Below are 23,380 nucleotides of genomic sequence, written 5' to 3'. Positions count from 1 at the left end.
CCTAAAATTTACCTGATAGATCTTATTTTTATTTGTTTTACTGTGTATTGTTTTTCGTTACTTTGCCATTAAGATAACAATTATAAAGATAATTTTCCTAATAATTATCAGTTACTTTTTAAAATATCCAATAATGAATAACAACCAGTTTTCCCCAAATGACAAAGAAATAAAAAATGTCCATGCGCTTAGGCCATATCAGCAGTATACCTATTTTGTCGGTAAAATCGCTGATTGGGAGCAGGTATGGGGTCTTGGAGATGGGCAAAATATTGTTACCGCATGGAATGATGAAAAATGTCTTTTTCTACCCCTATGGCCTGCCAAAGCGTATGTTGAGTTGTGTTTAACGGATAAATGGGCAAATTTTACGCCAATGCTATTTACCCTTGAACACCTGATGACAGAAATTTTGCCTGATATGCATGAAGCAAATATTAAGGTTGCTTTGATGATGCAATCTGATGGGAAAAAAACACTGATTTATGATGCTGCGGCGCTTCTTGCTGATTTGGAAGAAGAATGTCAGCAATATGAGTAAAAGGCAGCAACGCTGCCTTTTTGAGATAAAAACTACTTTTCAACACCGGTAGTGACAGTAAATTCACGGGTTTGCCCCGCCTCCAACCAAATCAGTGTTTGGCTATTTTTTGCCGCAAGGAAACCTTCTGGACGACACGTTGCGGGGAGAACAAATGCGCCAACTTTTTGGTCACCATTATACAAAATCCAACGGGTCGCATAATTTAGCTCATTAGATTTGAAACGAGTGACAAACGTATCTCCTGTAGACGAAGTCATCCTAAACTCAGGCGTTGCGGTATATTGGCTAAGGTCATCCATAAAAAATACAATTTCAGGGTCACACATTTGTGGCTGATTAAGCTGATTTAATGTGACTTTACCGGATTTCAGCGCTTCATTAAATTCGAGCCATTTTTCAGTTGGCTGAACATGTCCCGGTATTGATTCACGCAATTTAATCGCATTTTCAGGGATATTTTGCGTCAGTGTTGCATTCTCCACGTAAGCATAATTCATATGGCACATATATTGGAGAGGCATAGGAACCGATGCTAAATTGGTGACTGACATATGAATATCAAATAATGCACTGTCTGAGTTTAATTGCACTGACGGTGTCGCACGATAATGATGACCAAAACCCATCACATACTCATATTCGCCAACAACTCTTAAACTTTCGCCAGTCAGTTCAAGCCAAGCGCTATCCATTGCTGCGCAAGGCATTTCCCCATGTAATGGATGTGAATCTTCTGGTGAAGGGCAACCATTGCTGATTAAACCTGAATGGAATGCAAAGCAACCGTAGGTTTCAACGACCGTTGGAACACGTTTTGGCGCTGAAAACATATTTTCCATTTTCAGATTTTGGCCACAAAATTGTGCATCCCAAATCATTTGTCCTAAAAAAGGTAAAATCGTTAAATACCCTTGCTGATTTTCAATTCGTAGCCCTTCCACGCCAGTTTGGTAACGAAATGCAGTGGCCGTAAACTGGTTATTTTTTAGAATAAGCGTCGGGTTTTCCGTAAATAAGCTTTTGTGAAGAGGTATCAATGTATTCATTTTCATACTCACGGTTTAATGAGATAAATGGAAATGGGTAGCTCACACTACCCAATTTGAGCACTATTTTGCAGCTTGTTTGGCTTTAAAGCGGCGTTCACCAACGAAGTAAAAACCGACATACACGAAGCACAGCATAGAAACGAGGAATGAAAGCTGTAATGAGTGCAGCATATCTGCGACATAGCCTTGAACTGCAGGAACAACCGCAGCACCGACAATCGCCATTACAATGACCGCTCCGGCCATTTCGGTATGCTCATTATCAACAGTATCCAAAGTACCTGCGTAGATTGTTGCCCAGCAAGGTCCAAATAGAATACTCACCATGACCGCTGCATACACTGCAGTGAAACTCGGAATAAATGCAACATAAATCAGGAACAGCGCACCAATCACCGAGTAGATAATTAGGACTTTCTCTGCATTAAAGCGAGTCATTAAAATATTGGCGATAAACTTACCAATAAAGAAACAAGCAAAGCTATACACCATAAAGTTTGAGGCATCACGTTCGTTAATATCCCCCATTTCTAGCGCTAGGCGAATAGTAAATGACCACACTGCCACTTGCATTCCGACATATAAGAACTGGGCAATAATTCCTTTTCTAAAGCGGCTATTTTTCGCTAAATATCTTAAGGTTTCTAATGCAGTAGGACGCTTATGATCTTGCGTTTCTGCCACTTTACATTTAGGAAACTTGGTAATAAGGAATAAAATCATTACCACAACCAATACCATAATCATGTAACGGTAAGGTTCGAGGGTATTCTCCAACATGGCTAACCGGAATTCATGGATTTGTTCCGCATTCATTCCCGCCATTTGGTTTTGTAAACTCTCTCCTTCGGAAAATACCAGATATTTACCCAGTAAGATCCCACCAGCTGCGCCAATTGGGTAGAAAGTTTGGCTAATATTTAAACGCAATGTAGCGTATTGTTTAGGTCCTATCATTGAGCTGTATGTATTCGCTGCGGTTTCAAGGAAGCTTAAACCAATCGCAATGGCGAAAATCGCGGCCAAGAACATGGTGTAAGTCGCCATATGAGACGCAGGGAAGAACATGCTGCAGCCCGCGATGTATAGGATCAGCCCTACCATAATGGCATATTTATAACTGGTTTTTTTGATCACTAACGACGCTGGAATAGCGATTAAGAAATAACCACCATAGAATGCGCTTTGTACTAAAGCAGAGGCGAAGTTACTGAGTTCAAAGACACTTTTAAACTGTGTGATTAAAATATCATTTAATGCTGCTGCGCATCCCCACAATGGGAACAGGCACGATAGTAGGATAAATTGGAATAGAGGTGTCTTACTCAGGTAGCCATCCGGTAACTGAGTGATGTTCTTAATGTTCATAGTAACCCTTATATTTTTATAATTTATACCCGATGAGTGGCTATGTGGCTCTGATGACCACTTAATTATTCAAAGGGTATATAGCTACGTTGGACTATTATTATTTAGCTATTCATTAGCTGTGTTGATTTGTACAAATTCATTAAATTGCTCAACACTTGGATAAGAAGATTGAGTTCCTTTCCCTGTCACACTGAAAGCCGAAAACATCACTGCTTTTTTCAGTGCTTCTTCAATATTCCCCGTATGGACATAGTAATGAGAGAAACAGCCGATAAAGGCATCCCCTGCACCACTGGTGTCAATCGCATTCACTTTAATTGCGGGTATATGTAACTCGCTGTCGCGGGTCATCCATAACGCCCCTTTTTCCCCTAATGTCACGATGACGTTTTTTAACCCTTTATCCAGTAGGGACTGCGCAGCACGACGAATGTTATCCATCGTGTCGACTGGCATATTGGTTAAAATTTCGAGTTCAGTTTCATTAGGGACAAAGAAATCACATCGGCAGGCAAAATCCAGATCGAGCGTACGTTGTGCAGGCGCTGGGTTAAGCAACACAGGGATCCCATGTTTATTACCGAATGAAATCGCGTGATAAACTGTTTCAAGTTGGACTTCTAATTGCAGAACGATCAATTTACATTTTTTCAGATCTTCCGCTGCGCGATCGATATCTTCTGGGGATAAAAACTTATTCGCCCCTTTGACGATCAAAATACTATTCGATGAATTTTGATTAACAAAAATTGGCGCAACACCACTGGAGGTACAAGGTACTTTTTCCACATAACGGGTGTTAATGCCATAAGACTCTAGATTGCGGATCGTATTATCTGCAAAAATATCATCACCGACTTTGGTTAGCATGATCACTTTTGAATTTAACTTAGCAGCAGCAACCGCTTGGTTCGCACCTTTACCACCGCAACCAATTTTGAAAGCTGGCGCTTCTAACGTTTCGCCTTCTTTTGGCATTTGATCGATGTAAGTGATCAAATCAACCATGTTTGAACCAATAACTGCTATATCCATAATGTCCCTCGTGTTAAATAAATCACATAATGATATGATAGTAACATTATCATGTTGCAAAAATATCATTTGTGATTAGGATCTCGAATAACGAATGATCAAGTGTTATATCTACCACATTTCCTCATTCTTTGTTGTCTATCCCACATTTATATAGGAAAGTTGAAAATGCAAGACTTAGCAAAATATATTGATCACACTTTACTTGCTGCGAATGCGACTGTCAGCGATATTACTAAACTGTGTACAGAAGCTGCAGAGCACCATTTTGCATCTGTCTGTGTGAACACAGGTTATGTTCCTTTAGCCAGCGAACTTTTAAAAAACAGCGACGTTAAGGTTTGCTGTGTGGTAGGCTTTCCACTCGGTGCAGGCTTAACGGAAGCCAAAGCATTTGAAGCCGCAGAAGCTGTGCGCCGTGGTGCTGATGAAGTCGATATGGTTATCAACATTGGCATGCTCAAAAGTGGCGACTTAGACTTTGTTCGTCGTGATATCGAAGCCGTATTTGCCGCCTGCGGTAAAGCAACATTAAAAGTTATTTTAGAAAATTGCCTGTTAACTGATGAAGAAATTACCCAAGTTTGTGAAATTTGCCGCACAATTAAAGTCGGTTTTGTGAAAACTTCAACAGGTTTCAGTACAATGGGTGCAACAGAACACCATGTCGCTCTGATGCGTAAAGTCGTTGGCGATGAAGTCGGTGTCAAAGCCTCCGGTGGTGTGCGTGACCGTGAAACTGCAATTAAAATGATTGAAGCCGGCGCAAACCGTGTAGGTGCAAGTGCGAGTGTTGCAATTGTCACAGGAACGGCAACCAAGCCGAGTGACTACTAAGTGATGGGGCGCGGTTTAACCGCGCCAATTTTGTATATCATAAAAGGATTGTAGGGTGATAGAAACTAAACAAAAAGAACGCCTTCGCCGTTTAAGTGAATGTTTAAAACGCTCAGGGCGCATTCATTTAAAAGAAGCCGCTAGAATACTCGAAGTCTCAGAAATGACTATTCGACGAGACCTCAGCGCTGATACCGAAGGCCCTATCCCTATGTCGCTCCTCGGCGGCTATATTGTTTCTGTTACCCAACCTGCCAATTTAGTGTCAAATGAGCCACAAGCGGATGTTTTTACCCCAGATCAAACTGAAGAATTATATATTCCTAACCTTGCAGCGAGCATGGTGACTGAAGATGACGTGATCTTCTTTGATAATGGCATTGAAATGGCAACCTTAATTTCACTCATCCCCGAAGAGATTAATTTCACTGGTATTTGTTACTCACATAACGTTTTTCTCGCCCTTAGTCAGAAAAAAAATGCCACCGCGCTACTGTGTGGTGGGGAATATCGTCCTAAAAGTGACTCTTTTTACAACCCATCTCTCCCTTCATTACTGGATTCAATCAACCCCAAAAAAGCCTTTATTTCAGCGGCCGGTGTACATGGGAATTTTGGTGTAACTTGCTATAATCTCGATGATTTACCCATGAAGAAAAAAGCTATGGAGAAATCCATCCGTAAGATTTTATTAGCGCCCTATAACCTGTTTGATGAAGTCGCTACCGCCAATATGGGGGAATTATCACAATTTGATGTGATTGTCACAAACCGGCAACTTTCTGATGAATATGAAACATATTGCCGTAATGGCTTTGTGAAAGTGATTTATTAAAACCATCAATAGATTTAGCGGGCAACCTATTGCCCGCCAACATTAGATCTTCACCGTCAAATAATCTTCTGCGATTTCCGTTTGAGGGAATACTGACTGGCACTGTGCCAATAACCTTGGAATATCCTCACTCGTATAGCGGCCACTCAAATGAGTGGCAATAAAACGTTTTACTCCCGCTTCACGTGCTAGCTCCGCCGCTTGTACTGTCGTCGAGTGCCCACGCTCATTGGCTTTTTCGGCGAATTCAGCCTCTAGTGTCGTTTCATGGATCATTACATCGGCATTTTTCGCGAGCGCCAGCGCTTGCTCTGTCGGTTGAGTGTCTCCAAAAATCGCAACGACTTTACCGGGTACGGGCTCACCGAGGTAATCAGCGCCATTAACGACTCGCCCGTCATCAAGAATTATCGTTTCTCCCGCTTTAAGCGCTTGCATCCAAGGGCCTCGAGGAATATTGTCATTGGCTAATTTGACTGCATCTAATGCACCACTCTTCGGGTACTCCTCAATACGATAGCCATAGCACTCAACACGGTGGTCAAGGGCATAAGCCGTTACAATTAACTCCCCATCATCAAATAACTGCCCAGCTTCAATTTCAACGATTTCCAACGGGTATGTCATATAAGACATACTCACCGCTAATACCGTTTCAATATATTGCTTTAACCCTTTTGGACCATAAACCGTCAGCGGGTCTGTCGCTCCCCCCATTGAACGGCTACATAACAAGCCGGGTAGACCAAAAATATGATCGCCATGTAAATGGGTAATAAATATTTTCTCAATTTTTGGCGTTTTAAATGGGCTATTTAAAATGCGATGCTGTGTCCCTTCGCCACAATCAAATAACCAATAGCTTTTACGAATACCGACCAAATTTAATATCATACTGGTGACATTGCGCTCTTTTGTCGGCACCCCAGCACTGGTTCCTAAAAATGTTAACTCCATAACGTCCTCATCTAATTTGTTGTTTTTATTATGGTAAGATTTTTTCCAATAAAAAATCATTTATTTTAATCTGTATAATATTCTGTATTTTTTGATTATCAACCAAAGCCAGTTATTCCAAATATTTCCAATATACAAATCGTGTTTCCGTATTCATCCAATCAATTCACAAGCACTGAGCACTGTCTACCCTGAAAATAGCCATGTTAATATTGATATCAGGAATATGCTCGATGAATCCCCCTTCGTCAAAATTGAAACCTAAATTACCGAACTGCTTGCTATTCTCAACGGCAATTTGGTCTACGGCTATTGTGCCAATGGTGCCAAGCTATGCCCAAATCGCCCATTTAGACGATTTACCTACACTCGGTAGTAATGCTATTCAATTTGAAGGACCCCAACCCGAAGCCCAACTTGAAGATAGTACTGAACGTTTTTTAGCGGAATATGGGCAAAATGCCGCAAACTTTGCTTCTGAAGAAAAAAACACCCAAAATCTTGCCGATATGGCACAAGATTACGCTCGCCATAAAGCGGCTAATATCGCTACAGATGAAATAACACATTGGTTATCCAAAGCCGGTAATGCCAGGCTCAATATTAATCTCGATAAAAAATTGTCAATTAAGGCTTCTCAATTAGATTGGCTAGTACCTTGGTATGATCAACACGATTTGTTGTTATTTTCTCAGCACAGTATTCACCGTACTGATGGCCGGTTACAGACCAATAACGGTATTGGTTTACGTCATTTCCAACAAAATAGCATGATCGGGGTGAATGCTTTCTTTGATCATGATTTATCCCATTACCATTCGCGCTTAGGGCTTGGAGTCGAGTATGCTCAAGATTACGTTCGAATGAGTGCGAATAGCTATTTAGGGCTATCGGCTTGGCGTAGTGCGTCCGAATTAGCCTATGATTATAACGCACGACCTGCTAACGGTTGGGATATTCAAGTTGAAGGTTGGCTCCCTACGTATGCCAATTTAGGTGCGAACCTAAAACTGGAACAATATTATGGTGATGACGTGGCTTTATTTGGTAAAGATGAGCGTCAGAAAAACCCAATAGCGGCTACTGTAGGCATCAATTGGTCCCCATTCCCTCTCCTTGCGCTAAATACAGAACATAAAATAGGTAATAGAGGAACAAATGAAACAAGTGCAAAAATTGCCTTCAATTGGTTGTTAGGAAGAAGCTTAGCACAACATCTTGATGCTTCCGCGATAGAAGCTACTCGTCATATTTCCAGTAACCGCTATGATTTTGTTAACCGTAATAACAATATTGTGTTGGAGTACCGAAAGAAAACGTTAATTTCACTCTCATTACCGAAAGTTATTCAGGGTATGACAGGAGAAGAACTCTCTATTATCCGCAATTTAACCACGAAATACCCGCTAGAAAAAATAGTGATAGAAGCCCCTGAATTGATAGCCGCTGGGGGAGAAATTCACCTTAATGGCATAGAAAGCTCAGTAAAACTGCCATCTTATAAAATTGCCAGCAATGCTTTTAAAAACCAACAACTCAACCTTTATCGTTTAACCGTAACGGCTTATGACACCAATGGAAATGTTTCTCCACAAGCGGAAACGTTAATTGAAGTTACCAATACCGGTGCTCTCACCATCACCCATAAAAATACCGTAAAAAGAAATAATGCCGTCGCTAACGGTAAAGACGCAAATACATTCGCCGTAGTAATTAAAGATGCTCTTGGTCACCCAGTCCCCAATGCAAAAGTCAGCTTCACACTGCCTGCAAGCCTTAAATCTATTGATCAAAAAAATATGGGGTATTATTCATTACTTAATCATTTTATGTGGAAAGCCCAAGCGACAAAATCAGTTTCTGAACAACCCTATAGCATCGTTGCCAATAGTAAAGGTGAAGCCTCTATTCAATTCACCTCTTTTATATCAGGAAGTTATGCCATAAAAGCAAATACGGAACATGGCATAGAAATAAATGAAATGTTTAACTTTAAACCCGATATTAGCCAGTCATTCATTGGTAGCATTGATATCATCCAAGACAATGCAGTCGCTGATGGGATCAGTAAAAACAAAATTAAACTGCATATTGTGAATAATAGCCGACAAAGCATCGCTGGGGCACAGGTTCATTTTGAAGCACCAAATGGCGTTATCTCACCAATTAAATTGACTGATGAATATGGAAATACAGAATTAGAAATCAGCAGTTTAGCCGAAGGCTCCATGGATATCATTGCTACCTTAAATGGCGATAGCCGAACAATACAAGTTAATTTTCTAAGGAATGCATCTGCGATAAATATTCAGCCAAGCACAGGAACTCTTTTCAAATCGCCAGTAAATGAACAAAACAGCCATCCACGCACACCGTTAGGTTTGCTAAAGCAGCTATTTCAAAAAATGGGATAATGCTGTTCGCTGTAAAATAGACTTAATTTAGTTGTTTTTTCAGTATCAAAATTGCCCCTGATGGGGCTTTTTAAATTCAACTAACCTAGCTTATGACTTTATTGAATCGCGACTAAATTTACTCTCCTTACCAATCCAATATCGCATGTTTTATAAGCTAGTGGCTTGTTTTCATTCAAGTAAGGTTTATTCCCAATCGATAAAAATACTTTAATATAGGCGAAGAGACTATTTTTTAGCATTATTAATAAAAGCTGGCCATTCCGTGTTATTCCACCTTGTAAATTCCGCTTCTGTTTAAGTCAAACTAATTCACAAGCTCTTACCTATATAAGCATTCAACAATAACCCAGTTAATATTGACACTAGGAATAAATTGAATGAACCCCGCTACGTCAACCACAAAGCCAACCATGAGACATAAAATCTCAAATGGTTTTGTGCTCTTTACTGCAATATGGTCTTCGGCCATCATGCCGGTTATACCAAGCTATGCAAAAATGCTCACACCTGATGACCTACCTACTCTGGGAAGTGACCCCGTTCTAACCGATGATGATAAAACAGAGAAGCTGGTTGCTGAATATAGCCAAAGTGCTGCACGTTTTATCTCTGGTAAGAAAAAAGCGGCAGATCTTGCTGATATGGCACAAGACTTCGCTCGCAGTAAAGCCACAAATGCGGCAACAGATGAGATAAATCGTTGGTTATCCAAAACCGGTAATGCCAAATTCAGTGTTGACGTAGATAAAAAATTAACCATTAAAAATACCCAATTAGATTGGTTAATTCCTTGGTATGACAGTACAGATTTATTATTGTTTACCCAACATAACATTCACCGTACTGATGGCCGATTACAAACCAATAATGGTATTGGGGTTCGTCGCTTTACCCCAGAGAGTATGATGGGCGTCAATGCCTTTTTTGATCATGACTTATCTCGCTACCACTCTCGCCTAGGTTTCGGGGCAGAGTACGCTCAAGATTTCTTAAAACTGAGTGCCAATACCTATTTACGTACATCAGCATGGCGTAGCGCTCCTGAATTAAAGAATGACTACAATGCCCGCCCGGCTAATGGATGGGATTTACACGCTGAGGGCTGGTTGCCTTCTTACCCAAATATTGGCGGAAGCCTTAAATTTGAGCAGTATTTTGGCGACGATGTCGCCCTATTTGGCAAAGATAAGCGCCAGAAAGACCCTCTTGCCACAACGGTTGGTATAAACTGGACTCCATTCTCACTGGTAACTTTAAGCGCAGAACAAAAAATCAGTGGTGGATTAAGTGAAACTAATGCCAAAGTCCAGTTCACTTGGGCACTGGGTAAGAGCCTCGCAGAACAGCTTGACCCAAGTAAAGTGGGTGATGCTCGTCGTTTAATGGGCAGTCGCTATGATTTTGTGAATCGTAATAACAATATCGTACTAGAATACCAAAAGAACACCCTGATAACCCTATCATTACCCTCAATAATCCAAGGGAAGACAGGGGAATTATTACCTTTAATTAATACCCTCAATACCAAATATCCGTTAGATCAATTAGCCGTACAAGCACCTGAATTTTTAGCCGCTGGGGGCGAAATAATCCTCGACGGAGCGTCTACAAGAGTCAAATTGCCGTCTTATAAAGTGGCAATGACCGAACAAGAAAGGAAGAAAATCAACCTTTACCGATTCACGGTAACAGCCTCTGACAGCAAAGGAAATATTTCACCACAGGCCACAACTTTGGTTGAAGTTACAAACTCCGGCGTATTATCAATTAACCCAAATGAGGTTATCAAACAAGGAAATGCGGTTGCTAACGGCCAAGATATTAATAAATTAACGATTACGGCCAGAGATAGTTTAAATAATATCGCGCCAGACTCAACAGTGACATTTATTCTCCCGGCAGGACTTAAATTCGTCACACAAAAAGCCACCTCTTCAAGAATGGCGTTTAGCAATTTATTCAAAAAAATGCAGGCGGCAAAATCAACTGATAAACAAAAATATAAAATTGCCACCAATATCAAAGGGGAAGCTTCGATTCAATTCACCACTTTGACTACGGGTGAACACCGAATTCAGGTAGTGCCAAATGGCGGCGTTCCCATTGAAACCACCTTTTTCTTTATTGCCGATACGCATCAAGCGCATATTAAGCATTTTAATATCCTCAATGATAATGCGATAGCCGATGGGACATCCAATAACAAAATTCAATTCCATGTTACTGATGATAATGCACACCCCATTAAAGACGCTGTACTGCAACTTGAGGCAAGAAATGCCACAGCCAAGCAGCTAAGCCCAACCGATGAACAGGGTAACACTGAAGTCGAGGTAAAAAGCCAAGTCGCAGGGCCTGCCAAAATAACGGCAACACTGAATGAACAAAGCGTCACGGTAGAAACCCATTTTGTATTTGGCCAATTAGCCCATGTCACGATTGTCGACCTTGCGCAAGCCGCTGCTGGCACAGACAGCACGATTACCATTTCACTGACTGATACAAACAACAACCCTATTTCTGGCGCTGATGGTTCTGTCATCGTGAACATCGATGGCAAACCAACACCAATTACTATCACGGAAAACCGTCCTGGTAGTGGTATCTACACCGGAAAATTACCGGGACAACATACTGGTACGCCAAGTATCACCGTCACCATTGATGGGCAAACCTCCTCTCCAGAAACGTTAATTGTTGAGCAGCCAAAACCAATCTCCCCAAACAACTCAAGCGGCACAGGCCAAAAAGGGGAAAAAGGCGTTATTGAAAATATCGCCGTCACTCCAAACCGAACCCACGGTTTACAATCGGGAGATACTCTTGACGTCACTGTAACCATTACTGATGGATTTAATAATGGACTTACGGGTTTAAACACCAATGACATCGATATAGGTCAACATAAAGGCGATACGCTGATATGGACGGATAATGGCGACGGGTCTTACACCACCACTTTGCCATTAACGGAGATCGGAACCAATGATTTAACCGCTTCTATTAATGGCACCACTAGCTTGAAAACTGATATTCAGGTCGCTAATGCCACTGGGACTATTCATGTTGATAAAGTCAAAATCATTAAAGTAGAAAAACCAGCAGCAGGTGTAGATAGCACTATAACCCTCGAGTTAACCGATAAACATAGCAACCCCGTTGTTGGTGAAACAGAAGTGACTGTCAATATTGATGGCCAAGCACATACTTTGCCAGTGACAGAAACATCTCCAGGTATTTATGACGTCATTATTCAGGGTCAACTCGCAGGCAACCACATTGTTTCTGTTATCGTTAATGGGGAAGGATCACCAAAAGAGCCACTTATTGTTGATAAATCACGGCCTGTTAAACCTAAAGACCCAAGCGGTGCAGGGCAAAAAGGCGAACTAGGTGTTATCGATAATATCGTTATCACGACAGGCGATACTAGCCATCTGCAATCTGGCGATAAACTTGAGGTCGTCGTTTCCATTACTGATGCCTTTAACAACGGCTTGTCAGGCTTAGACACCAATAATATCAATGTTGGTAAACACAAAGGCGATACATTGGTATGGGTTGACAACGGTGATGGCTCTTACACCACCACCTTGCCACTAACCGACATCGGCAATAATGACCTTACCGTTTCCATCAATGGTACTAAGAGTCCGCAAAAACAAGTCCAAGTTAGCAATGCCAAAGGAAAAGACAAAGTCAGTAAAGTTGAAATTATTCAAACAGAAAAACCCGCCGCAGGTTCAACCAGCACACTAACCGTTCAATTAACCGATAACAACGGTAACTCAGTAGTCGGTGAAACTGAAATGACCGTGAATATTGATGGCAAACCACATACTCTCCCCGCGAAAGAAGGGAAACCCGGTATCTATGAGGTCACGCTGCCAGCACTGCAAGCAGGTAATCATCAAATTACTGCCGTGATAAATGGCCAAAGCTCCCCTAAAGATACTTTAGAAGTACAAAAACCGACCCCAATTAGCCCGAATAATTCGAATGGTACAGGCCAACAAGGTGAGAAAGGCGTTATCGACAAAGTCGCAATCACACTTGATCACACTCACCGTTTTGAATCCGGTAATCCTCTTGAAATCACGGTTGCGGTAACTGATGCCTTTGGTAACGGCTTAGCTGGCTTAAATACTGATAACATCGATATCGGTAAACACAAAGGAAATACCTTAAGCTGGGTAGATAATGGTGATGGCTCTTATACCACTACCTTGACCTTAACCGACGTTGGTAGCAATAATTTAACTGCCTCCGTCAATGGTGCCCATAGCCCACATACAGAAGTTCAGGTCAATCATGCCGTAGGCGCTTCCCATGTCGATAAGGTAAAAATCACCAAAACAGAAAAACCGGCGGCTGGTACAAATAGTATTGTAACTATCGAGTTAACCGATAAATATGGCAACTCGGTTGTCGGTGAAAAAGAAATTACCATTCATATTGATGGACAAGCCTATAAACGTCCCGCAAAAGAAGGTAAACCCGGGATTTATGAGGTTAGCCTACCCGCACTGCAAGCGGGCAATCACAACATTAGCGCGAGTGTGAATGCCCAACACTCAACTGACACAACCTTAGTGGTCGCAAAACCAACTCCAATTAAACCAAATAGCAATGGTAAACCGGGAGAAAAAGGCGTGGTCAATAGTATTGCTATGACGACAGGCAATACCAGTAACTTACAGTCTGGCGATCAACTTGAAATCACCGTGACCATCACCGACGCTTTTAATAACGGTTTAATTGAGCTAAATACAATTACCCTTGACGGATTTAACGGCAAGCCAGTCTGGACGGATAATGGCGATGGCTCTTATACGGCGACTCTCACACTGACTGAAGTTGGCGATAAAAACTTAATTGCTTCTATCAGCAATCATAAAACCGCTGTAACACCGCTCCAAGTTAGTCACGCGTCGGGTCAAAATAACGTCAGTAAAGTTGAAATCACCAAAATAGAAAAAGCAGATGCAGGTTCAAATGGCACTCTAACTGTTCAATTAACCGATAAAAATGGCAATCCAGTGGTCGGTGAACAGGAAATGGTTATTGAGATTGATGGTACCCCACACACCTTGCCAGCAAAGGAAGGGAAACCGGGCATTTATGAGGTCACGCTACCCGCACAGCAAGCAGGTGATCATAACATTATAGCCACGGTAAATGGCCAAAGCTCAGTTAAAGATACTTTAGCAGTGAAAAAACCAACCCCAATTAGCGCGAAAAACTCAAGCGGAACAGGTGCTCATGGTGAACGAGGCGTTATCAATAACCTAACCATGACAACAGGTGATATCTCACGTCTGCAATCAGGTGACAAACTGGATATCACTGTCACCATCTTTGATGCATTTAATAATCCGTTAACGGCTCTCGATACCAGTAATATCATTTTGGATGGATACAAGGCAAGCTCGCTGAAATGGTTAGATAAAGGTAATGGCGCTTACACGACTTCGTTGCTGTTAACACAAACTGGCTCCAATAATATCGCGGCATCTATTAATGGTCATAAATCACAACAATTCCCTATTACAGTGAGTAATACGACGGATATCAATCGAGTTGCTAACGTCGAACTTGAAACAATCATCCCGAGTGATGCAGGTGAAAACCAAATTATCACCGTAAAAGTCACTGATAAATATCAGCACCCCGTCACCATGATTAGCAGCATGATAACGGCAAATATCGACGGCCAGTCAACATCGATTGTTTTAACAGAGTCACTCACTCAAGCAGGTATTTATACAGGAACGTTACCTGTACAAAATACGGGTAAATATACCGTTAAAGTGACGGCGAATAATAAAACTGCATCAAAAATTTGGACAGTTAAAACCCCTGCAACCATAGCCGTGAAAGACAAAAATGGAAGTGGTATAGAAAATCAGCGTGGCGTCATTAAAACCGTTACATTGGCTTCATCAGCGGTTAACGACCTAAAATCAGGGCAGTCATTACAATTAACCGTGACACTTAAAGATGCATTTGGTAACCCCCTTGAAGGGCTCAGTGGCGCGAGTATTCAGTTAAATCATCGACAACCTAGCAATCGCTCTGTGACTTGGATAGACCTCCGCAACGGCGACTACACGGCTCTTTTGCCTCTCACCAAAATTGGCCAAGATACTTTAACCGTGAAAGTGAACAAAATAACCACTTCCCCACTGAATATTAACGTGGGAAGTGCTATTGGAACCTCGCAAATCAAGCAAGTTAAAATCAAAGATATCGCTAAACCCGCTGCAGGTGAAACGAGTTCCATCACACTATCAATCACTGATACCAATGACCAACCCATTACAGGGATAGATAGTAACGCAGTTATCTCTATTGATGGCACTGAAGAATTGTTTAAAATCACGGAAACAACCAATAGCAAAGGAACCTATACTGGCACGCTTTCTGGCCAAAAATCAGGCGTTCATAAAATTATTGCCACTGTTGGTGGTGTTAAATCCACAGAATCAACCTTAACCGTTAGCGCTCCTTCCCCCATTGCTATCAATCATGGTGGTAAACCACATTATCGCGGTGTCGTTAACCGTGCAACACTCGCCATTTCCCCAAATAATAACCTAAAATCTGGCGGTGCGTTAAAGCTAACCGCGATATTAGAAGATGCCTTTGGTAACCCATTAACTGGCGTTGATTTAGCGCAATCACTCACCCATAAACAAGCGGGTAAAGCCACTTGGATAGCACAAAAAGATGGAAGCTATACGGCTAACTTAGTTTTAACGCAATTAGGGCAAGATCACTTATTTATCACCGTAAATAACATACAAAGCCCAACCATTGTTATTGATGTCAAACCACAGTTAGGTAATAACGCGATTCATAAAATCGATATTAATGATATTACCAACGCAGCCGCTGGTGCAGAAAGCACCTTCACGGTGGTATTGGCCGATGCTCAAGGTAACTTAATCGACGGTGTCCAAAGTGTTGAGGTCACCATCGGTAAGCAAAAACCAGAAAGCATTAATGTCACTCAACAAGCAGATGGCCGCTACATAGGGAAATTATCTGGGCAACAAAGTGGCTCTTATGACGTGGTTATTAGCGCCAATCAACAAAATTCGGCTAAAAAAACATTCGCCGTGACAAAACCTGATACAGTCACTGCGACCTCAAATGGAAGTGGCAAAAAAGACCAGCGTGGCGTCGTTAGCCATGTTGAACTGAAAAGCGCATCAGTAAGTTCGGTATCTGGCCATCATTTACAGTTAACTGTCGAGCTAAAAGATAGCTTTAATAACCCATTAAAAGGCGTCTCCAGCAACCACATTGCACTAACGCACAAGCAAGCAAGTCATGTGGTTTGGACCGACCATAACAACGGCCAATACACCGCGACCTTGCCATTAAAGGTACTGGGAAGCGATGTATTAACCGCCACCGTTAACGGTATCAATAGTTCGGTAGCAAATATTACCGTGGAAAATACTGCTGATATTAAACAGGTGAGTAAGCTAATCGTCGCGACGATTGCACCATCTGCAGCGGGAACAGAACAGCAAATCACCGTACAAGCCGTTGATGCCAATAACCATGGTGTGACTCAAATTGAGAATAACATCAACGTTGCCCTCAATGACAAGCCACTTAATTTAACATTTGTTGAATCGAAAACCATTAAGGGCACTTACACTGCAACCCTACCAGCCCAAAAAACCGGTAACTATACCGTCAAGGCCAGTGCCAATAAGAAGGAAACGCAACAAACTTGGCAGGTTACTGCCGCCAAAACGATTCAAGCAACAAAAACTGATGGCTCAGGTGTTCAAGGCCAAGCCGGTGTGGTGAATACCGTTGCGCTCGCTGCGACAAACGCACCAAACTTTAAATCCGGTGATACCGTAAAACTCACGCTAACCTTAAAAGATGCGTTTGATAATGCGCTTAGCGACATTGATGTTAAAAACATCACATTAGCACATAACCAAACCGGTAAAGTGACTTGGGTTGATCACCATAATGGCACCTACACCGCTGATTTACCGTTAAAGACACTGGGTAAAGAGCGCTTAGTGGCGATGGTTAACCAGATAAAAAGTACGCCAGTTGACATCAACGTTGAAAATGTAATTGGAAGCAACCGCACCCATCAGGTTGATATTGTTAATATCGCCAGTCCGCAAGCCGGTGCCGAAAGCCACTTTGCAGTATCCTTGACCGATATAAACAGCCTCACAGTCATGGGGATCACTGAGGTCACTGTGAATATTGCGAAACAGCAACCACTAAATATTGCCGTTACTCAACAAACGGATGGCATCTACACAGGGAAATTACCGGGACAACAAAGTGGGGTTTATAGTGTCGTTATCACTGCCAATAATAAACCATCCACGGCAAAAACACTCACAGTGACAGAACCTGATACAGTCACTGCGACCTCAAATGGAAGTGGCAAAAAAGACCAGCGCGGCGTCGTTAGTCATGTTGAACTGAAAACCGCATCAACAAGTTCAGTATCTGGTGATCATTTACAGCTCACTGTCGAGCTAAAAGATGGCTTTAATAACCCATTAAAAGGCGTCTCCAGCAACCACATTGCGCTGAAGCACAAGCAGGCAGGTCATGTCGTTTGGACTGACCATAACAATGGCCAATACACCGCGACCCTGCCATTAAAGGTATTGGGAAATGATGCATTAGTCGCCACCGTTAACGGCATCGATAGTTCACCAGCAAACATCACCGTGACAAATTCCACCGATATCAAGCAAGTTAATCAACTGGCTATTGCCGCTATCGCCCCATCGGCAACCGGCTCAGAGCAAACCATTAGCGTACAAGCGGTTGATGGCAGTCGTCATGGTGTGACACACATTGCGGATGACATTAAAATTACGCTCAATGATAAGCCACTTAACTTAACATTTGTTGAATCGAAAACGGATAAAGGCACTTATATCGCCACATTACCTGCACAAAAAACAGGAAATTATCTGGTTAAAGTGACCGCCAATAAACAGGAAACTCAACAAACTTGGCAAGTTACTGCTGCCAAAACGATTCAAACAACAAAAACCGATGGTTCAGGTGTTCAAGGCCAAGCCGGTGTAGTGAGTAACGTTGCGCTCGCTGCGACAAACGCACCAAACTTTAAATCCGGTGAGACAGTAAAACTCACACTAACCTTAAAAGATGCGTTTGATAATGCGCTTAGCGGTATTGATGTTAAAAACATCATATTAGCACATAACCAAATCGGTAAAGTGACTTGGGTTGATCACCATAATGGCACCTATACCACTGATTTAACCTTAAAAACACTGGGCAAAGACGCATTACGTTCCACCGTTAATGGAATTAGCAGCCAAGCTGTCGATATTGAAGTAATAAAGAGTGACGAGGTCAATACAGTCAAGAATGTTGATATCTTATCTCTTCCTACACAAATCGCAGGAATGGACAGCACATTAATTGTTGCACTGACAGATATAAATAATCACTCCGTCACAGGTATCAAAGAGGTCACCGTTAAAGTCGATAATAAACACTCATCGACGATTGCTGTAGCACCACTCGATAATGGTAACTATATCCTCACGCTACCGGCGAAACAAAGCGGCTCCTATGACATTATTGTTACAGCTAATAATATCAATTCAGCTGCTAAAACACTGACAGTGTCTAATCCAAGCACCATCGTTGCCACAAACCATCAAGGAAATGGAATTAAAGGCCAACGCGGGGTCGTTGCTAAAGTACAATTTAATACCGCACCGTCAGGCAGCCAACAAGCCGGTACCCTGCTCGCATTAACTGTAATGTTAGAAGATAGCTTTGGTAATTCGCTGACGGGTATCAACAGTCTCGCCATTGCTCAGCAGCAATCAGGCTCTGTCATATGGAAAGACAATGCGAATGGTACTTATACCGCTGACTTATTATTAAGCAAGCTAGGCACTGACACCTTAAAAGTCACAGCTAATGGTATTAGCCAATCACAGGTTATCGATGTTGAAGCGCCACAGGGTAAACCTGCCGTGAGCAATGTGGCATTAAAGGCGACCAACCGGACGTTTAAGGTAGGTGATACCGCCGAATTACAACTAACATTGGCTGATAACTATGGCAATGGTGTTGAAAAGGTACAAACCAACGACATTCAATTAGAGCATAATCATACGCTTGTTCCTAAGTTGACCTGGTTAGAGAAAGGCGCAGGTATTTACACAACGACACTCCCTCTGCATAAACAAGGGAAAAACACCTTTGTAAGCCGAGTTAATCACCAAACCAACGCCCCACTGACGATTGATGTCAGCGCACTAACAGACCCAACACAGGTAAAAACGGTTGAGCTCAAGGCCAATACAAACCAACTGACTGTAGGCAGTAAAACAGAGTTGACACTAATATTAGCAGACCAATGGAATAATGGCGTTGAAGGGATCACCGCTAAAGATATCACCATCAATGATGCGCATACGAAGAAAGATCTTATAGGCTTAGTTTGGGCGTCAAAAGGCAATGGTGTTTATACCACCCCCGTTACTCTATCAATGGCAGGAATTCATTCACTGAGAGCCAGAGTTAATCTACAACACAGTAAAAATATATTAATTGAAGCGAAGCCTTCCACTGACTCAAACCGAGTTCGCAATATAACGCTATCAGCGACATCAAATATGATCACTGCGGGTGATGAAGTCTCTTTGTCCTTGAAAGTGACTGATATGGATAACAATCCGGTTATTCATATCAACAATAATACAATCACACTGACTGATAACAAGAAGCCAGTTAACATGATCTGGAATGAAGATAACCATGGATTAGGGATCTACACAACTCGCATCATGCTCAGTGACGTTAAAACGCATACTCTGATAGCTGGTATTGATCAATTTACAGATACAGCAACTATCACGGTCAATTCACCAACAGGTAAAGATGCAGTGAAGACCATCGCCATTTCACCAATAGCCAACAGTGATGCAGGACAATCATCACCGCTATCTATTGATTTAACTGATGCATATGGCAACCCGGTTAAAAATGTCTCCAGTAGCGATATTACTGTGACCATTAATGGGCAAAAACAAGACATCCTCTTTATGGAAAAAAATGTGTTAAATAAATATATCGCCCAACTTCCCGCCGCTAAAGCTAGCCGCTATAAAATAGCAGTGGAAGTCAACGGCCAGTCAGAAACTGCCGAATGGCTCGTCAATCCGCCGATAGAAATCCCAATCACTTCTTATGATAAAGACCGTTTACGAGGCTCGCTAGAGACTATTTCTATCACCAGTAATACCCCCACTAACAGTGCCAACTCAGGCGATAAAGTGACCTTAACTGTCGGACTAAAAGATAAGTTCGATAACAAACTGACTGGTGCGGCAAACTCATTAAAATTATTAACTAACTTACATTCAGCCTCAACATGGAGAGAACTCCGCGGCGGGCTATATACTCAAGAACTCACCATGAATAAGCTACATAAGCAGTCTATTCAAGTCGTAGTAGATAAACTACTCAGCGATAAGCTTGAGCTAACCGTTGCTCCTGCCAAAGGGGTAAATAAGGTGCATAAAACCACTCTTGAAACCGATGAAGGTGCTATTGAGGCAGGTAAAGAAGTGCAATTAACATTAGCCTTAACGGATAGTGTTGATAACGGTGTTATTGATATCGATACAGGGGCTATTCAGCTCACCAATAATGGAAAACTAGCCAACGTTACATGGGCTAATCCACAAGATGGCGTGTATACCACCAAGCAGCAGTTAAGCACTGTTGGTAATTATCAGTTTAAAGCCACCGTAAATAACCGCTCAAGCCGTATCCAAACCGTGGAAGCAACCTATCCAAGTGGAAAAGATGTGGTGAAATCCGCAAAAATGACCACAAACGCAAATACGTTTGATGCAGGTAAAAAGGTTGACTTAACGTTAGAACTAAAAGACCAATATGGCAATTTGGTTACTGGCGTCAATGGCGCTGATATTGCTTTAACCGATAGTCATACAGGAGAAACTATTGATAGCAGCAATATTGCTTGGAAAATGGAATCGGTGGGCGTGTATAAAGCCACTTTACCATTAACCAAAGTGGGTAAACACACATTAACCGCGATGGTGAATAAACAAGATGCCGATACCAAGGAAGTCACGGTGAAAGCGTTGAAAGGGGCTAGCAATGTTAAGGAGATCAAATTAACCACGGTGGCAACTTCAATCAATGCAGGGGAAAGCACCTCATTAACCCTCACCATGCTCGATAACTATGGTAATGAAGTGGCAGATATCACATCGAAAGATATTATGTTCAAAAATACTGATAGCACGATTAACACTAAAGCAGCGTGGGTGAAAGCATCTTCACACGGTAGTGTCTATACGGCTCAGGTCACGCTAGAGAAAGTTAAAAAGCACACATTATCGGTTGAGGTAAATAAACAGGTAAAAAATATCGAAATTGATGTAAAACCGCAAGAAGGTGCCAAAAATGTCGCGAAAATTGAGTTAAATGCACCAAAAACAGTGGCAATTAATGCTGGTGCCGAGCTTCAACTCAGCCTAAAAGATAAATTCGGTAATGGTGTTGTCGCGGTTAATATTTCTGATATCACACTGGAACATTTAAATACATTAATACCAATAACTTGGGTTGAAGGCAATGAAGGTAAGTACACATCCAGCTTAGCGCTAACTAAGGCCAAAGCACATCCACTGACAGCCAAGGTTAATGGACATTCTTCAAATGCCACTATCACGGTTGACAGCCCGGAAGGGGTTAAACATGTGGCCAAGATCAGTATGAAGTCTTCAATAACCGCTGATAGTTCAGGGAAATTAACTACCTTCCCAGGGCAAGAGTTCAAGTTAACATTCACATTAACTGACCAGTATTACAATGGCGTCACTGGGTTAAAAGAAACAGATATCAACTTAACTGATACTCAAAAACCAAGTTCAGTGCTAATAACGGCATGGCAAGAAAATACACTGAAGAAAGGTGAATACAATGCCACTGTATCACTGACTCAAACAGCCCAACACAAGCTGACAGCAAAAGTGAATACTGTTTCGGATACTGCACAGATAATGGTGACCCCATTCAGAGACACCAATTACATTGCAACCGTTGAATTAAAACTTGATAAAACTAATACCAATATGGGTAAAACATATAATGTTGAGTTAAAAATCAAGGATAGATACGGTAATGACGTATTTGTTAATAACAACGATATTGCAATACATAATAAAAATCAAAAATCATCAGCTATTCAAGAGAAGTGGGATATAACAAGTGACACTTTCACTCGCCAATATAAAGGAACGCTCAGTTTTACAAAACCTGGAGAGTATATAATCTCAGTCGGTGTAGGTAGGGTAAATAGTAAACCTGAAGTGGTAACTATTGAAGCTGGCGCACCTGTATTTGCCCCAGGAAAAAGCTCACTCACTGCGAGTGCCTATGAAACAAGCACAACTGATATCAAAACGACCACGATACAGCTAATGCTTAAAGATGATAATGGTCATTTGATTACAGGGAAAAAACCAAAAATAGAAACCATATCAAACGTAACCTCTAAGCGGGTATCGAAGGATATGATAGAAAAATCGGCAGGAATATACACTGCAGAGTACCAAAACAGTCTTGATCCAGAAATTATTCACATCAAATTACTCAATAGCTCCATTGGTTATACGGGTAATTACCAATCTATTCAAATTGTCAATTACGACAAAATATCAATTACACCGTTAGGTACTAAGGAAACCTATGCGGTTGATAAGCAATTCCCTTCTACCGGATTTACTGGAGCACAATTTGCCATCAAACCTTCACTAGGTACCGCATCTAACTATAACTGGGAGGTTGACCAAAAGTGGTTATCTATTGATAGCAAAGGAGTTGTGACACTGAATAAACACCCGGAAGGCCGCAACACTGCAAAAGTCACCATCACAGGAAGACCTAAAACGACTAATAGCAAGAATATGGTATATACCTTTAACATGAATAAGTGGTTTAGCACAGGGGCACAATTGGATTTTCATAATGTAATGAAATATTGTACTAATTCTCAAAGAATAGCCACACCAGAAGATATAAAATACAGTAATATCTCGCTATTCACCCAGTGGACAGAGAAAACCATTAACGACAACATAAAACTAGACCAAATAGCAACACAAGGCTGGATTTGGGTAATGAACCAGAATCATATAACCTTATACAATCTACGAACACATAAGTACCTAACCAATCCTTTTAATGCCGGTGAGCGTGGTCTGGTGTGTGTTAAAGAGTATTAATTGTAATTAGTTTTAAATTATTGATA

At 41.6% G+C, this 23,380-nt stretch carries 9 protein-coding genes; 5 read left to right on the top strand and 4 right to left on the bottom strand.

The window, feature by feature from the left end; genetic code table 11:
* Positions 1-133 precede the first annotated feature (133 nt).
* A complete protein-coding gene (locus PR809_RS08895) occupies positions 134-541 on the top strand; it encodes a DUF2750 domain-containing protein (RefSeq protein WP_166267295.1) in 408 nt (135 codons plus the stop codon).
* Positions 542-573: 32 nt separating this feature from the next.
* Here PR809_RS08895 and PR809_RS08890 read toward each other — a convergent pair whose 3' ends face one another.
* The 3 genes from PR809_RS08890 to rbsK all read right to left on the bottom strand — a co-directional run bounded on the left by PR809_RS08890 (position 574) and on the right by rbsK (position 3,999).
* Positions 574-1,590, bottom strand: a complete 1,017-nt coding sequence (locus PR809_RS08890) for an aldose 1-epimerase family protein (RefSeq protein ID WP_166267293.1) — start codon at positions 1,588-1,590, stop codon at positions 574-576.
* Positions 1,591-1,653: 63 nt separating this feature from the next.
* Positions 1,654-2,961 (bottom strand): L-fucose:H+ symporter permease, encoded by a 1,308-nt coding sequence (fucP, locus tag PR809_RS08885; RefSeq protein WP_102139119.1) that lies wholly within the window; start codon positions 2,959-2,961, stop codon positions 1,654-1,656.
* 108 nt (positions 2,962-3,069) lie between these two features.
* Positions 3,070-3,999: a ribokinase gene (rbsK, locus tag PR809_RS08880; protein ID WP_102139120.1), complete on the bottom strand. Its 930-nt coding sequence runs from the start codon at positions 3,997-3,999 to the stop codon at positions 3,070-3,072.
* A gap of 168 nt (positions 4,000-4,167) precedes the next feature.
* Between rbsK and deoC the strand changes: the two genes are divergently transcribed.
* Both deoC and deoR read left to right on the top strand, forming a co-directional pair.
* Positions 4,168-4,836 (top strand): deoxyribose-phosphate aldolase, encoded by a 669-nt coding sequence (gene deoC / locus PR809_RS08875; RefSeq protein ID WP_166267291.1) that lies wholly within the window; start codon positions 4,168-4,170, stop codon positions 4,834-4,836.
* 55 nt (positions 4,837-4,891) lie between these two features.
* A complete protein-coding gene (deoR, locus tag PR809_RS08870; protein WP_166267289.1) occupies positions 4,892-5,671 on the top strand; it encodes a DNA-binding transcriptional repressor DeoR in 780 nt (259 codons plus the stop codon).
* 42 nt (positions 5,672-5,713) lie between these two features.
* Here deoR and rnz read toward each other — a convergent pair whose 3' ends face one another.
* The gene (gene rnz / locus PR809_RS08865; RefSeq protein WP_166267287.1) at positions 5,714-6,628 is read right to left on the bottom strand and encodes a ribonuclease Z; all 915 of its coding nucleotides are present in this window, start codon (positions 6,626-6,628) and stop codon (positions 5,714-5,716) included.
* A gap of 233 nt (positions 6,629-6,861) precedes the next feature.
* Here rnz and PR809_RS08860 point away from each other — a divergent pair, with 233 nt between their 5' ends.
* Both PR809_RS08860 and PR809_RS08855 read left to right on the top strand, forming a co-directional pair.
* Positions 6,862-9,042, top strand: a complete 2,181-nt coding sequence (locus PR809_RS08860) for an inverse autotransporter beta domain-containing protein (RefSeq protein ID WP_272524511.1) — start codon at positions 6,862-6,864, stop codon at positions 9,040-9,042.
* A gap of 380 nt (positions 9,043-9,422) precedes the next feature.
* Positions 9,423-23,354 carry an invasin domain 3-containing protein gene (locus PR809_RS08855; RefSeq protein WP_272524510.1) on the top strand — a complete coding sequence of 4,644 codons (13,932 nt, stop codon included), beginning with the start codon at positions 9,423-9,425 and terminating at the stop codon, positions 23,352-23,354.
* Positions 23,355-23,380 lie beyond the last annotated feature (26 nt).

This window comes from Providencia sp. PROV201 (assembly GCF_028479545.1).
GTDB lineage: Bacteria > Pseudomonadota > Gammaproteobacteria > Enterobacterales > Enterobacteriaceae > Providencia > Providencia huaxiensis.
The sequence above is the reverse complement of the archived record's forward strand: the minus strand, read 5'-3'. Positions and strand labels throughout refer to the sequence as shown.